The sequence below is a fragment of the Rhodanobacter sp. B05 genome, from assembly GCF_002001085.1.
GTDB lineage: Bacteria > Pseudomonadota > Gammaproteobacteria > Xanthomonadales > Rhodanobacteraceae > Rhodanobacter.
The window spans coordinates 550,685-565,567 of sequence record NZ_MUNU01000019.1; the positions used below are offsets into that span (position 1 = coordinate 550,685).

The following is a 14,883-nucleotide window of genomic DNA, read 5'->3' on the forward strand; positions in this document are numbered from 1 at the left end:
GCCATAGGCAAGCCGGCGCTCCGCCATCCTTGACCCGAACACGAGGTGCGTCCATGCACCTCTTTTCGTATGTCAGCGAGTGCAGCCCTGGACGGACTTACTCGACACCGTCATCAGCACCAGCCGTCGCCTCGGCAACCGAAGCTGCGGCAGTGGACCCGGAAAGCGTTTCCAGTTCCGTGGCGGTCAAACCGCCCTGGCGACGGCGTGACGCGTGGTACGCCAAGCCCGTGCCTGCCGGAATAAGACGGCCGACAATAACATTTTCCTTCAGGCCACGCAAGGTATCGCGCGTGCCACGCACCGCCGCCTCGGTAAGGACGCGGGTGGTTTCCTGGAACGAGGCCGCCGAAATAAACGACTCGGTGGCCAGCGAGGCCTTGGTGATGCCGAGCAGGATCGACTGGTACTCGGCCGGACGCTCGCCCTTGGCGATCGCACGATCGTTTTCGCCATTGATGCGCACGCGCTCGATCTGCTCGCCGCGCAGGTAATGGCTCTCACCCGGCTCGACGATCTCGACCTTGCGCAGCATCTGGCGAATGATCGCCTCGATGTGCTTGTCGTTGATCTTCACACCCTGCAGGCGATACACGTCCTGGATTTCCTTGACCAGGTACGAGGCCAGCGGCTCCACGCCGAGCAGGCGCAGGATGTCGTGCGGGCTCGGCTCGCCGTCGACGACGGTTTCGCCCTTCTCCACATGCTCGCCCTCGAACACGATGACCTGACGCCACTTCGGAATCAGCTCTTCGTGCTCGTTGCCGTCGACATCCTTGATGATCAGACGCTGCTTGCCCTTGGTGTCCTTGCCGAAGCTGACGATGCCGGAGCGCTCGGCCAGGATCGCCGGTTCCTTCGGCTTGCGCGCCTCGAACAGATCGGCCACGCGCGGCAGACCACCGGTGATGTCGCGGGTCTTCGAGGTTTCCTGCGGGATACGGGCAACCACGTCGCCCACGCCCACTTCGGCACCGTTCTGGATCGAGACGATCGCACCGGCCGGCAGGAAGTACTGCGCGGCGATGTCGGTACCCGGCAGCTTGAGCTCGCGACCCTTGGCATCTTCCAGGCGCACGATCGGGCGCAGGTCCTTCGCCTGCGCACCGCGACGCTTCGGATCGGTGACTACGGCCGACTCCAGGCCGGTCAGCTCGTCGGTCTGGCTCTGCACGGTAACGCCGTCGAGGAAATCGATGAAGCGCACCACGCCGGCCACTTCGGTGACGATCGGATGGGTATGCGGATCCCAGCTGGCCACGGTCTGGCCCGGCTTGACCGGCGCACCGTCCTTGACCGCGATGGTGGCACCGTAGGGCACCTTGTAGCGCTCGCGCTCGCGGCCGCTGGCATCGATCACGCTCAGTTCGCCCGAACGCGACACCGCCACCAGGTGACCCTGCTTGTGCTGCACCGACTTCAGGTTGTTGTACTTCAGCGAACCGGTGGTCTTCACCGTCACGTTGTCCACGGCTGCCGCACGCGAAGCCGCACCACCGATGTGGAACGTACGCATGGTCAGCTGGGTACCGGGCTCGCCGATCGACTGCGCGGCAACCACACCCACGGCCTCGCCCATGTTGACCAGGTGACCACGGGCCAGATCGCGGCCGTAGCAGAGCTTGCACACGCCATGCTCGGCTTCGCAGGTGATCGGCGAACGCACCTTGATCAGCTGCACGCCGGCCTTGTCGAGCTTTTCGACCAGTGCCTCGTTGAGCAGGGTATCGCGGGTGACGATCGGCTGGTCGTCGTCGCCGGGGGCGTAGACGTCCTCGACCACCACGCGGCCCAGCACGCGCTCGCGCAATGGCTCGACCACATCGCCGCCCTCGACGATCGGCTGCATGGTGACGCCGTTCTCGGTGCCACAGTCATTCATCGTGATGACCACGTCCTGCGCCACGTCGACCAGGCGACGGGTGAGGTAACCGGAGTTTGCGGTCTTCAGTGCGGTATCGGCCAAGCCCTTGCGCGCGCCGTGGGTGGAGTTGAAGTACTGCAGCACGTTCAGGCCTTCGCGGAAGTTGGCCTTGATCGGGGTCTCGATGATCGAGCCGTCCGGACGCGCCATCAGGCCGCGCATGCCGGCCAGCTGACGAATCTGCGCCACCGAGCCACGGGCGCCGGAGTCGGCCATGATGTACAGCGAGTTCATCGACTTCTGGTTGACCATCTTGCCGTCGGCATCCTTCACCTTCTCGGTGCCGATGCCGTCGATCATGGCTTTTGCCACCAGCTCGCTGGTGCGCGACCAGATGTCGACCACCTTGTTGTAACGCTCGCCGGCGGTAACCAGGCCCGACTGGTACTGCTGCTGGATCTCGACGACTTCCTTCTCGGCCTCTTCCAGGATCGGCTTTTTCTCGTCCGGAATCAGCATGTCGTCGATGCCGATCGAGATGCCGGCACGAGTGGCGAAGCGGTAGCCGGTGTACATCAGCTTGTCGGCGAACACCACGGTTTCCTTCAAACCCAGCAAGCGGTAGCTGGAGTTGATCAGGCGCGAGATGTTCTTCTTGGTCAGCTCGGTATTGGCCAGCGCGAACGGCAGGCCCTCCGGCAGGATCTCGGCCAGCAGCGCGCGACCGACGGTGGTCTCGACAATCTTCGTCTCGTGCGTACGGGCACCGTCTTCGGCAACGTGCACCAGCTTCATGCGCACCTTGACCTTGGCATGCAGCTCGACCGCACGGTTGTCGTACGCACGACGTGCCTCGCCAATGCCGGAGAACACCATGCCGGTGCCCTTGACGTTGATCAGCTCGCGGGTCATGTAATACAGACCCAGCACCACGTCCTGGGTCGGCACGATGATCGGCTCGCCGTTGGCGGGGCTGAGGATGTTGTTGGACGACATCATCAGGGTGCGCGCTTCCAGCTGCGCCTCGATCGACAACGGCACATGGACGGCCATCTGATCGCCGTCGAAGTCGGCGTTGAACGCCGTACAGACGAGCGGATGCAACTGGATCGCCTTGCCTTCAATCAGCTTCGGCTCGAACGCCTGGATGCCCAGACGATGCAGGGTCGGCGCGCGGTTCAGCAGCACCGGATGCTCGCGGATCACCTCTTCGAGGATGTCCCACACCTGCGCTTCTTCGCGCTCGACCAGCTTCTTCGCCGCCTTGATGGTGGTGGCTTCGCCACGCGCCTGCAGCTTGGCGAAGATGAACGGCTTGAACAGCTCAAGCGCCATCTTCTTCGGCAGACCGCACTGGTGCAGGCGCAGGGTCGGGCCGACCACGATCACCGAACGACCGGAGTAGTCCACGCGCTTGCCGAGCAGGTTCTGGCGGAAGCGGCCCTGCTTGCCCTTGATCATGTCGGCGAGCGACTTCAGCGCGCGCTTGTTGGTGCCGGTGATGGCACGGCCGCGACGGCCGTTGTCGAGCAACGCATCGACCGATTCCTGCAGCATGCGCTTCTCGTTGCGCACGATGATGTCGGGCGCATTGAGTTCGAGCAGACGCTTCAGACGGTTGTTGCGGTTGATCACGCGACGGTACAGATCGTTCAGATCGGAGGTGGCGAAACGACCACCATCCAGCGGCACCAGCGGACGCAGGTCCGGCGGCAGCACGGGGAGAACGGTCAGCACCATCCACTCCGGCTTGTTGCCGGATTCCAGGAACGCTTCGATCAGCTTGACGCGCTTGGTCAGCCGCTTCAGCTTGGTCTCGGAGTTGGTGGAGGTGATCTCTTCCTTCAGGCGGATGACTTCGCCCGGCAGGTCGAGCGACTTCAGCAGGTGGAACACCGCTTCGGCACCCATGCGCGCGTCGAACTCGTCGCCGTGCTCTTCGGTCGCTTCCAGGTACTGGTCTTCGCTGAGCAGCTGACCGCGCTCGAGCGCGGTCATGCCTGGATCGATCACCACAAAGGCCTCAAAGTACAGGATGCGCTCGATGTCGCGCAGCGTCATGTCCAGCATCAGGCCGATGCGCGACGGCAGCGACTTGAGGAACCATATGTGCGCGGTCGGGCTGGCCAGCTCGATGTGGCCCATGCGCTCGCGGCGCACCTTGGCCAGGGTGACCTCGGTGCCGCACTTCTCGCAGACCACGCCGCGATGCTTCATGCGCTTGTACTTGCCGCACAGGCACTCGTAGTCCTTCACCGGTCCGAAGATGGCGGCGCAGAACAGGCCGTCACGCTCCGGCTTGAAGGTGCGGTAGTTGATCGTCTCCGGCTTCTTCACTTCGCCGTACGACCACGAACGGATCAGCTCCGGCGAGGCCAGCGCGATCTTGATCGCGTCAAAGTCCGGCGTGGCGCGTTGCTGATTGAAGAGGTTGAGCAGGTCTTTCATTTGAATCTCCGGTCGGAGCTTGTCTTGGGTCGAGGTCCGCGATTCGAACAGGATCAGGTTTGCGCAGCCCGGGATGGGGAGTCAGGAATGAAAACCACACCTCACCCGTCCCGGGTCCCACTCATCCCTTGACCTCTTCCAGATCGATGTTGATGGCGAGCGAGCGGATTTCCTTCACCAGCACGTTGAAGGACTCCGGCATGCCCGCCGACATCTCGTGGTTGCCGTCGACGATGTTCTTGTACATCTGGTTGCGGCCCTGCACATCGTCGGACTTCACCGTCAGCATTTCCTGCAGGGTGTAGGCCGCGCCATAGGCTTCCAGCGCCCACACTTCCATCTCGCCGAAGCGCTGACCGCCGAACTGCGCCTTGCCGCCCAGCGGCTGCTGGGTGACCAGCGAGTACGGGCCGGTGGAACGCGCATGCATCTTGTCGTCAACCAGATGGTTGAGCTTGAGGTAATGCATGTAGCCCACGGTGACCGGGCGATCGAACGCCTCGCCGGTGCGGCCGTCGAACAGCGTGGTCTGGCCCGACTCGGGCAGATCCGCCAGCTTCAGCATCGCCTTGATCTCGGTCTCTTCCGCACCGTCGAACACCGGCGTCGCCATCGGCACACCTTCCTGCAGATTGGTGGCGAGCGCGAAGATCTCCTTGTCGGTGAGCGACTTCAGATCGACATGCTGCACGGCACCGGCCACATGGGTGTTGTAGATCTGGTCGAGGAACTCGCGGATCTTGGCGACCTTCTCCTGCGCCTCGAGCATCTTCTGGATCTTCTTGCCCAGGCCCTTGGCGGCCCAGCCCAGATGGACTTCCAGAATCTGCCCGATGTTCATGCGCGAAGGCACGCCCAGCGGGTTCAGCACGATGTCGACCGGCACGCCGTCGGCGGAGTACGGCATGTCCTCGACCGGCACCACGTTCGACACCACGCCCTTGTTGCCATGACGACCAGCCATCTTGTCGCCCGGCTGGATGCGGCGCTTCACGGCCAGGAACACCTTGACCATCTTCAGCACGCCCGGTGCCAGATCGTCGCCCTGGGTGATCTTGCCCTGCTTCTCCTTGAAGCGCTTGTCGAACTCTTCCTTGTGACGCTTGATCTGGTCGGCGGCGCGCTCGAGGAACTCGGTGACGTCCTCGTCCTTGACGTTGACCTTGAACCAGTCGTCCTTCTTCAGTCCATCCAGGTAGGCATCGGTGATTTCCGCACCACGCTTGAGACCACCCGGGCCGCTCTGGGCGGACTTGCCGACCAGCTGGGTGCGCATGCGGCTGTAGATCGCGCCTTCGAGGATGCGGAACTGGTCGTCCAGATCCTTGCGGACCCGCTTGACCTCGGTTTCCTCGATCTGCTTGGCGCGCTTGTCCTTCTCGATGCCGTCGCGGGTGAACACCTGCACGTCGATGACGGTGCCGTCCATGCCCGGCGGCACGCGCAGCGAGCTGTCCTTCACGTCGGACGCCTTCTCGCCGAAGATCGCGCGCAGCAGCTTCTCTTCCGGGGTCAACTGGCTCTCGCCCTTCGGCGTGACCTTGCCGACCATGATGTCGCCGGCCTTCACCTCGGCACCGATGTACACGATGCCCGACTCGTCCAGACGCGCCAGCGCCTGTTCGCCCACGTTCGGGATGTCGGCGGTGATTTCCTCGGCGCCCAGCTTGGTGTCGCGCGCGATGCAGGACAACTCCTCGATATGGATCGAGGTGTAGCGGTCTTCCTGCACGACGCGCTCGGACAGCAGGATCGAGTCTTCGAAGTTGTAGCCGTTCCACGGCATGAACGCGATCAGCATGTTCTGGCCGAGCGCGAGCTCGCCCAGGTCGGTCGACGAACCGTCGGCCAGCGTGTCGCCCTTCGCCACCACGTCACCCACGTTCACCAGCGGGCGCTGGTTGAGGTTGGTGTTCTGGTTGGAACGGGTGTACTTGGTCAGGGTGTAGATGTCGACGCCGGCATCGTTGTCGCCGACTTCGTCCTCGTTCACGCGCACCACGATACGGGCCGCATCGACCTGGTCGATCACGCCACCGCGCTTGGCGGAGACGATGACGCCAGAGTCACGCGCCACCGCGCGCTCGATGCCGGTACCCACCAACGGAGTCTGCGAGCGCAGCGTCGGCACGGCCTGGCGCTGCATGTTCGCACCCATCAGGGCGCGGTTCGCGTCATCGTGCTCAAGGAACGGCACCAGCGCCGCGGCGACCGACACGGTCTGCATCGGCGAGACGTCCATGTAGTCGACTTCGGCCGCCGGACGCAGTTCGGATTCGCCGCGGAAGCGGCAGGACACGAAGTCCTCCAGGAACGCGCCGTGCTTGTTCAGCGGCGAGTTCGCCTGGGCGATCACGTGATCGCCCTCCTCGATCGCCGACAGGTAATCGACCTTGTCGGTGACCTTGCCATTCGCGACCTTGCGGTACGGCGTCTCGAGGAAGCCGTAAGCATTGGTGCGGGCATACACGGCCAGCGAGTTGATCAGGCCGATGTTCGGGCCTTCCGGCGTTTCGATGGTGCAGACACGGCCGTAATGGGTCGGATGCACGTCGCGCACTTCGAAACCGGCGCGTTCGCGGGTCAGGCCGCCTGGCCCGAGCGCGGAGACGCGACGCTTGTGCGTCACCTCCGACAGCGGGTTGTTCTGATCCATGAACTGCGACAGCTGCGACGAACCGAAGAACTCCTTCACCGCCGCCGCCACCGGCTTGGCGTTGATCAGGTCCTGCGGGGTCAGGCCATCGGCCTCGGCCAGCGACAGACGCTCGCGCACCGCACGCTCGACGCGCACCAGACCGATGCGGAAGGTGTTCTCGGCCATCTCGCCGACCGAACGCACGCGACGGTTGCCCAGATGATCGATGTCGTCGACGGTGCCATGACCGTTCTTGATGTCGATCAGCACTTTCAGCACGTCGAGGATATCGGACGTCTCGCCCTGCTCCTTGACCAGCACCTGCGAAGCTTCTTCCTTGCGCTCGCTGAAGTACTTGTGGTCATACAGCACGCCCGGGCCGAGGATTTCCTTGCGGCCCACGCGACGGTTGAACTTCATCCGGCCGACCGCCGACAAGTCGTAGCGGTCGAAGGTGAAGAACAGGTTGAAGAACAGGTTCTGCGCGGCATCCTTGGTCGGCGGCTCGCCCGGACGCATCATGCGATAGATTTCCACCAGCGCCTCCAGCGGCGTCTTGGTGTTGTCGATGCGCAGGGTGTGCGAGATGTAGGCGCCACGATCGAGATCGTTGACGTACAGCGTCGGCACGACTTCGATACCGGCCTTGCGGAAGTTCTCCAGCTGCTCGGCGGTGATCTCGTCGTTGGCCGAAGCCAGCAACTCACCGGTCTTGGCGTCGACGATGTCGGTGGCCAGGATGCGCCCGACCGGATAGTCGTCCGGCACTTCCAGCGCAGTGATGTCCTCGGCGGCAAGCTGGCGCACGTGGCGCGCGGTGATGCGCTTGCCGGCTTCCACCAGCACCTTGCCACCGATCGCCAGATCGAAGCTCAGCGTTTCGCCGCGCAGACGCTCGGCGACCAGCTCCAGCGTGGTGCCACCCTTCTTGCCGAGGTGGAACACGTTGTGCTCGAAGAAGATGCCCAGCATCTCCTGGTTGTTGTAGCCGAGCGCGCGCAGCAGCACCGTCACCGGCAGCTTGCGGCGACGGTCGATGCGGGTGAACAGCGCGTCTTTCGGGTCGAACTCGAAGTCCAGCCAGGAGCCGCGGTAGGGAATTACGCGCGCCGAGAACAGCAGCTTGCCCGAGCTGTGCGTCTTGCCGCGGTCGTGGTCGAAGAACACGCCCGGCGAACGATGCAGCTGCGAGACGATGACGCGCTCGGTGCCGTTGATGATGAAGGTGCCGGTATCGGTCATGAGCGGAATCTCGCCCATGTAGACCTCCTGCTCCTTGATGTACTTGACCACCTTCTTCGAGGCCGGGCTGTCCTTGTCGTAGATGACCAGGCGCACGGTGGTGCGCAGCGGTGCACCGAACGTCATGCCGCGGTTACGGCATTCGCGCTCGTCGAACGCCGGCTCGCCGAGGCGATAGTCGACATATTCCAGAGCAGCATTGCCGGAATAGCTGGTGATCGGAAACACCGACTTCAACGCGGCATGCAAACCCTTTTCGCCGCGCTGCTTGGGCGCGACATGCTCCTGCAGAAACTCCCGGTAGGAATCGGTCTGGATAGTCAGCAGGTTCGGCACGCCCAGTACGGGCGGACGCTTGCCAAAATCCTTGCGGATGCGTTTCTTCTCGGTAAACGAGTAGGCCATGATCGGTAGCGCCTCGGTTCGCAGTGACGCCGGTGGTGCACACACCGGCTGAATGAATAATTTGTCTTTGCCGAGCGGCCAAGGCCGCCCGGGTCAGGGATTTGGGAATCGAGAATAGGGAATCGTCAAAGCGGAACGCGCGTGCTCTTCAACAATTCCCTATTCTCCATTCCCCATTCCCGTCGAAAGCAGGCAAAGCCCGGGAGCTTTCGCTCCCAGGCTTGCTTGACATCAAGTCGAAGCAACGGCGTACAAACGCCGATTACTTCAATTCGACGGTGGCGCCGGCAGCCTCGAGATCCTTCTTGAACTTCTCGGCGTCTTCCTTCGACACGGCTTCCTTCAGGACGCCGCCGGCCTCGGTGAGGTCCTTGGCTTCCTTCAGGCCCAGGCCGGTGATGGCACGGACGGCCTTGATCACGTCGACCTTCTTGGCGCCGGCGGTCTTCAGGATCACGTCGAACTCGGTCTGCGCCTCGGCAGCCGGGGCGGCAGCAGCCGGGCCGGCCACGGCAACCGGAGCAGCGGCGGTCACGCCAAACTTCTCTTCGATGGCCTTCACCAGGTCCATCACTTCCATCAGCGACTTGGCGGCGACGGCTTCAACGATCTGTTCGTTGGTCAGGGACATTTTGATTTACCTCTGGAAAATTTAGGTTCGGTTTTGAGTAGACGAAAGAACTCAGGCGGGCTCGGCTTCAGCCGGGGCTTCGGCGGCGACTTCGCCACCACCCTGCTGATCGGCCACGGCCTTGACGACACGCGCAAACATCGTGGCCGGTTCGGCCAGCACGCGGGCCAGCATGGCCAGCGCCTGTTCGCGGGTCGGCAACGAGGCCAGCACGTCGACATGCGACGCCGGCAGCAGCTTGCCTTCCACCGAGACGATCTTCGCCTGCAGCTTGTCGTTGCCCTTGGCAAATTCCTTGATCAGACGCCCGGCGGCACCGGGCTCTTCCGTCGAGAATGCGTACAGCAGCGGACCGACCAGGGCGTCCTTGACGACCTCGAATTCGGTACCCGCCACGGCGCGCGATGCCAGCGTGTTCTTGACAACCCTCAAGTACACGCCGGTTTCGCGGGCCTTCTTGCGCATCGCGGTCATCTGTTCGACCGTGGTGCCCGCATACTCGGCAGCGACCAGGGAGTGAGCCTTCGCGGCGACTTCTGCCAGCTCGGCGACTACTTCTTGCTTCTGAGACAGATTGAGAGCCATTGCACTCCTCCAAATGAACTCCGCTCACGGCTCCTGCCGCTTGCGGTCCTGGGCGACGCCATCCTTGACGTCGGGGACACTGGGTGTCCCGGGTGGTGGCCTTCCCAGAACAAATCGAACCGTTCCAGTAGGGGCAGCACCATCTGCGCGGGCCGGATCCGGATGGATCCGATTAAGCAACCCCGCTGGCGACGCGGCGATTCCCTGCCAATACCGAGCTCCGTGCCCGTCGTCGTCGCGCGCTGGTCGCGCCTGCGGTCTTTGACAGCGATCCCGATCTCATGAGCAGACCGGGACTACCCTCAAAAACTGCCCGCGCCGGCAAGTTGCCGACGCGGGGCTTGAGTCTTACTTGGCGGCAATCGTCAGCGACGAGGTATCGACGGCAACGCCGACGCCCATCGTGCTGGACAACGCCACTTTCTGCAGGAACACGCCCTTCGCCGTCGACGGCTTGGCCTTGACCACGTCGGCGATCAGGGCATTGAGGTTGTCCGCCAGTTGCGCAGGCTCAAAGCTGGCCTTGCCGATGGTGGCGTGGACGATGCCCGCCTTGTCGTTGCGGAACTTCACCTGGCCGGCCTTGGCGTTCTTGACCGCATTGGCGACGTCGGCGGTGACCGAGCCGTCCTTCGGGTTCGGCATCAGGCCGCGCGGACCGAGCAACTGGCCCAGCTTGCCGACCACGCGCATTGCGTCCGGCGTGGCGATCACGCGACCGAAGTCGAGATCACCACCCTGCATGCGCTCGGCCAGATCGTCCATGCCGACGGCATCGGCACCGGCGGCCTTGGCGGCCTCGGCCTTCTCGCCTGGCGGGCAGAACACGGCAACCTTGACGGTCTTGCCGGTACCATGCGGCAGCAGCGAGGAACCACGCACGCCCTGATCCGACTTCTTCGCGTCGATGCCCAGACGCACGGCCACGTCCACCGATTCGGCGAACTTCGCCTTGGCGTTGTCCTTGACGATCTTCAGCGCTTCTTCCAGGCCGTAGAACTTGCCCGGCTGCACCGCGGCCGCAGCCGACTTCATACGCTTCGTGAGCTTTGCCATGTCTTAACCCTCCACCACAAGGCCCATGCTGCGGGCGCTACCGGCAATGGTGCGCACCGCGGCGTCGAGATCGGCAGCCGTCAGATCCGGCTCCTTCTGCTTGGCAATGTCTTCCAGCTGCTTGCGGGTGACCTTGCCCACCTTGTCGGTGTTCGGCTTCTGCGAACCCTTGGCGACGCCGGTGGCCTTCTTCAGAAGGATCGTGGCGGGCGGAGTCTTGGTGATGAAGGTGAAGCTGCGGTCGGAGTACGCGGTGATGATGGTCGGAATCGGCAGGCCCGGCTCCAGCTTCTGCGTGGCGGCATTGAACGCCTTGCAGAACTCCATGATGTTCAGGCCGCGCTGACCGAGGGCGGGGCCCACCGGCGGCGACGGGTTGGCCTGACCGGCCTTGACCTGCAGCTTGATGTAACCGACAACTTTCTTTGCCATGGGGAATTTTCCTCGCGAGTGCTGGCGCCTTGCGGCTCCTCGCTGTTCACCGATCCCTGGATGGAAGGAAGGATCCGCATCATGCCGATCCTGAAACGCGGACACGCCGGATCGTCAAAAGACCCAGCGTGAACCGTGCAGTATAGAGATTGACCGGGCTTTCAGCAAGCCCCGTGCCAAGATCGCACAAACCGTCCGAATCAGGCCTTCTCGACCTGCCCGAACTCCAGCTCGACCGGGGTCGAGCGACCGAAGATCAGCACCGCCACGCGCAGGCGGCTCTTCTCGTAATTGACTTCCTCGACCACGCCGTTGAAATCGTTGAACGGACCCTCGGTGACACGCACCATCTCGCCCGGCTCGAACAGCACCTTGGGCTTGGGCTTCTCGACACCTTCGCGCACACGGCTGAGGATGGCGTCGGCCTCGCTGTCCTTGATCGGCAGCGGGCGATCGGCGGTACCGCCGATGAAACCCATCACCTTCGGGGTTTCCTTGATCAGATGCCAGCACTCGTCGTCGATGCGCGGCGACTTGCCTTCGGTATTCGTCTCGATCTGCACCAGCACGTAACCCGGGAAGAACTTGCGATCGCTGCGGCGCTTCTGGCCGCCGCGCATCTCGATCACTTCCTCGGTCGGCACCAGCACTTCACCGAACTTTTCTTCCATCTCGGCGCGCTTGATGCGCTCCTCGAGGGAACGCTTCACCTGATTCTCGAAGCCCGAATAGGCGTGCACCACATACCAGCGCTTGCTCATGCTCACCTCAGCCACCCAGCTTCAACAGCCAGTCGAGAATGACCGACTTCAGGATCAGGTCGATCAGACCGAGCAGCAACGACAGGATGATCACCACCAGGATGATCACACCAGTCGTCTTGATCGTCTCGTCGCGGGTGGGCCAGACCACCTTGCGCATTTCGAACTGCGACTCGGCGATGAAGTTCCGCACCCGTCGGCCCAGCGCGGTGAACGCGGCAATGGCCAGCGAGATCACCAGTGCGGCCACCACGCCCAGCAGGCGCATCGACGCGGAGATATTGCCGTCCCGGCCGAACCAGGTATAGGCGAAGATGCCCGCCGCCAGCACCAGCCCAGCCAGTATCAGCTTGCCGATGTCGCCAGCGTTGGTGCCCTTGGGCTGTTCTACCTTGGTATTCATGCGCGGTATTCGGGTGTCAGCAGGATGCCGCGCCTTGCGGCCGACCCTGCCATCGCGACCCGTCGGATCCTCGGGGAAGTGGCACGCCAGGAGGGACTTGAACCCCCAACCTGCGGTTTTGGAGACCGCTGCTCTGCCAATTGAGCTACTGGCGTAAAAAACGGGAATTGGAAATGGACAATCGGGAATGGTAACCGATCAAGAGCGTGTGGTGCTTCGCTCCCGCCATTCCCGATTCCCGATTCTCCATTCCCGCTGTATTACTTGATGACCTTGGCCACCACGCCGGCGCCGACGGTGCGGCCGCCTTCGCGAATGGCGAAACGCAGGCCTTCGTCCATCGCGATCGGGTGGATCAGGCTCACCACCATCTTCACGTTGTCGCCCGGCATCACCATTTCCACGCCTTCCGGCAACTGGCAGGCGCCGGTCACGTCGGTCGTGCGGAAGTAGAACTGCGGACGGTAACCCTTGAAGAACGGCGTGTGACGGCCACCCTCGTCCTTCGACAGCACATAGACTTCGGCTTCGAAGTCGGTGTGCGGGGTGATCGTGCCCGGCTTGGCCAGCACCTGGCCACGCTCCACGTCGTCACGCTTCAGGCCGCGCAGCAGCAGACCGGCGTTGTCGCCTGCCTGACCCTGGTCCAGCAGCTTGCGGAACATTTCCACGCCGGTGACCGTGGTCTTCTGCGTGTCGCGGATACCGACCACTTCGATTTCGTCGCCCACCTTGATGATGCCGCGCTCGATACGACCGGTCACCACGGTGCCGCGGCCCGAGATCGAGAACACGTCTTCCACCGGCATCAAGAACGGCTTGTCGATCGTGCGCACCGGCTCCGGGATGTAGCTGTCCAGCGCATCGACCAGCTTGATGATCGACGGCACGCCGATCTCGCTCTGATCGCCTTCCAGCGCCAGCTTGGCCGAACCATGGATCATCGGCGTGTCGTCGCCCGGGAAGTCGTACTTGGTCAGCAGCTCGCGCACTTCCATCTCGACCAGCTCGAGCAGCTCGGCGTCGTCCACCATGTCCGCCTTGTTCAGGTACACGATGATGTATGGCACACCGACCTGACGGCTCAGCAGGATGTGCTCGCGCGTCTGCGGCATCGGGCCGTCCGCGGCCGAGCACACCAGGATCGCGCCGTCCATCTGCGCCGCACCGGTGATCATGTTCTTCACGTAGTCCGCATGGCCGGGGCAGTCGACGTGCGCGTAATGGCGGTTCGGCGACTCGTATTCCACGTGCGCGGTCGAGATCGTGATGCCGCGGGCCTTCTCTTCCGGCGCCGCGTCGATCGAGCTGTAATCCTTGAACTCGCCACCGAAACGTTCCGCACCGACCTTCGTCAGCGCTGCCGTCAGCGTCGTCTTGCCGTGATCCACGTGACCAATCGTGCCGACGTTGACGTGCGGCTTGGTGCGTTCGAATTTACCCTTTGCCATGCGCGCTAAACCCCGATGGAGTCAATCAATTGAGAAAAACTGCCCGTTGCCGGACCGGCCATGACGGCCGAATGAATGGTGCTCATGACAGGAATCGAACCTGTGACCTCTTCCTTACCAAGGAAGTGCTCTACCGACTGAGCTACATGAGCCAAGGTTTTTGCCATCCTCCATGATGGCCAAGATCAAACCAGCATCCATGCTGGACAATTCAAAACTTCAGCCGTCCTCCATGACGGCAAAGATCAGACCGACATCCTGTCGGACTTTTCATAAAAGCGTCTACTCATCCAACATATGCGCTGGTCGACATGCCTGGCAGATGCAGCGCAATGGAGCGGAAGGCGGGAATCGAACCCGCGTAATCAGTTTGGAAAACTGATGTTCTACCATTGAACTACTCCCGCCCTGCGCGGAACTCTTGCTGGTCGCGCCGCTTTCGCGTCGCGGGTGTTGCCTGGTGTTGCTTGAAACTTATGGTGGAGGGAGGTGGATTCGAACCACCGAAGGCGTAAGCCAGCAGATTTACAGTCTGCCCCCGTTGGCCGCTTGGGTATCCCTCCAGAATCTTTTTTTTAAAACTTGCGTGTTGCGTGATGTCTGCGTCCGGGAGGTGGATGACTCCGGGCATCCTGCCCACCTTGCCTGTCTTGACATTCCTCCAGCAAAGAACGCGTATTTTCGCTGTCAGGCCGCTCCACTGTCAACACCTGATGCGTGAAGCCTTCACTCAACCGCTGTCCAACACGCACACGCTGCGCCGCCGGAATGATCGCCGCGACGTAACCGCCACGTCGATGCCGCGGGCCAGCAAACGATTGCTGCCGTTCGCCTGCCCCGATGGTCGACGGGCGCGGGTGCCGCAAGACGCGATTGGCGCGGGGTACAGCGCACGATGGCGTTCAGCACCGCACAAGAATGGCTGAACAGCAGTGCCGGGATCGCCGGTTCGCCTGACCAGGACGGC

General features: G+C 62.9%; 10 protein-coding genes and 4 tRNA genes. 1 reads left to right on the forward strand and 13 read right to left on the reverse strand.

The annotated features are described in order from the left end of the window. Nucleotides 1-97 precede the first annotated feature (97 nt). From rpoC to B0E47_RS16235, 13 genes are all read right to left on the reverse strand, one after another. Nucleotides 98-4,312 carry a DNA-directed RNA polymerase subunit beta' gene (gene rpoC / locus B0E47_RS16175; RefSeq protein WP_077515270.1) on the reverse strand — a complete coding sequence of 1,405 codons (4,215 nt, stop codon included), beginning with the start codon at nucleotides 4,310-4,312 and terminating at the stop codon, nucleotides 98-100. Nucleotides 4,313-4,433: 121 nt separating this feature from the next. Then, on the reverse strand, nucleotides 4,434-8,597 hold the full coding sequence (rpoB, locus tag B0E47_RS16180) for a DNA-directed RNA polymerase subunit beta (protein WP_077515271.1): 4,164 nt from the start codon (nucleotides 8,595-8,597) through the stop codon (nucleotides 4,434-4,436). Between the two features lie 262 nt (nucleotides 8,598-8,859). Further along, complete coding sequence (gene rplL / locus B0E47_RS16185; RefSeq protein WP_077515272.1) at nucleotides 8,860-9,228, reverse strand: 50S ribosomal protein L7/L12; 369 nt, start codon at nucleotides 9,226-9,228, stop codon at nucleotides 8,860-8,862. A gap of 51 nt (nucleotides 9,229-9,279) precedes the next feature. Further along, nucleotides 9,280-9,813 (reverse strand): 50S ribosomal protein L10, encoded by a 534-nt coding sequence (rplJ, locus tag B0E47_RS16190; RefSeq protein ID WP_077515273.1) that lies wholly within the window; start codon nucleotides 9,811-9,813, stop codon nucleotides 9,280-9,282. 348 nt (nucleotides 9,814-10,161) lie between these two features. Next, complete coding sequence (gene rplA, locus B0E47_RS16195; RefSeq protein WP_077515274.1) at nucleotides 10,162-10,869, reverse strand: 50S ribosomal protein L1; 708 nt, start codon at nucleotides 10,867-10,869, stop codon at nucleotides 10,162-10,164. A gap of 3 nt (nucleotides 10,870-10,872) precedes the next feature. Next, nucleotides 10,873-11,301: a 50S ribosomal protein L11 gene (rplK, locus tag B0E47_RS16200; protein WP_027491701.1), complete on the reverse strand. Its 429-nt coding sequence runs from the start codon at nucleotides 11,299-11,301 to the stop codon at nucleotides 10,873-10,875. 200 nt (nucleotides 11,302-11,501) lie between these two features. After that, the gene (nusG, locus tag B0E47_RS16205) at nucleotides 11,502-12,062 is read right to left on the reverse strand and encodes a transcription termination/antitermination protein NusG (RefSeq protein ID WP_077515275.1); all 561 of its coding nucleotides are present in this window, start codon (nucleotides 12,060-12,062) and stop codon (nucleotides 11,502-11,504) included. A 7-nt stretch (nucleotides 12,063-12,069) separates the two neighbouring features. After that, nucleotides 12,070-12,465: a preprotein translocase subunit SecE gene (gene secE / locus B0E47_RS16210; RefSeq protein WP_077515276.1), complete on the reverse strand. Its 396-nt coding sequence runs from the start codon at nucleotides 12,463-12,465 to the stop codon at nucleotides 12,070-12,072. A gap of 79 nt (nucleotides 12,466-12,544) precedes the next feature. Continuing rightward, nucleotides 12,545-12,620, reverse strand: a tRNA-Trp gene (locus B0E47_RS16215). Between the two features lie 105 nt (nucleotides 12,621-12,725). Further along, nucleotides 12,726-13,916: an elongation factor Tu gene (tuf, locus tag B0E47_RS16220; protein WP_077515268.1), complete on the reverse strand. Its 1,191-nt coding sequence runs from the start codon at nucleotides 13,914-13,916 to the stop codon at nucleotides 12,726-12,728. A gap of 76 nt (nucleotides 13,917-13,992) precedes the next feature. Further along, nucleotides 13,993-14,068 (reverse strand) — tRNA-Thr (locus B0E47_RS16225). Between the two features lie 181 nt (nucleotides 14,069-14,249). Next, a tRNA-Gly gene (locus B0E47_RS16230) sits at nucleotides 14,250-14,323 on the reverse strand. A 70-nt stretch (nucleotides 14,324-14,393) separates the two neighbouring features. After that, nucleotides 14,394-14,479, reverse strand: a tRNA-Tyr gene (locus B0E47_RS16235). A 54-nt stretch (nucleotides 14,480-14,533) separates the two neighbouring features. Between B0E47_RS16235 and B0E47_RS16950 the strand changes: the two genes are divergently transcribed. Then, nucleotides 14,534-14,842 (forward strand): hypothetical protein, encoded by a 309-nt coding sequence (locus B0E47_RS16950; protein WP_139351490.1) that lies wholly within the window; start codon nucleotides 14,534-14,536, stop codon nucleotides 14,840-14,842. Nucleotides 14,843-14,883: the final 41 nt, after the last annotated feature.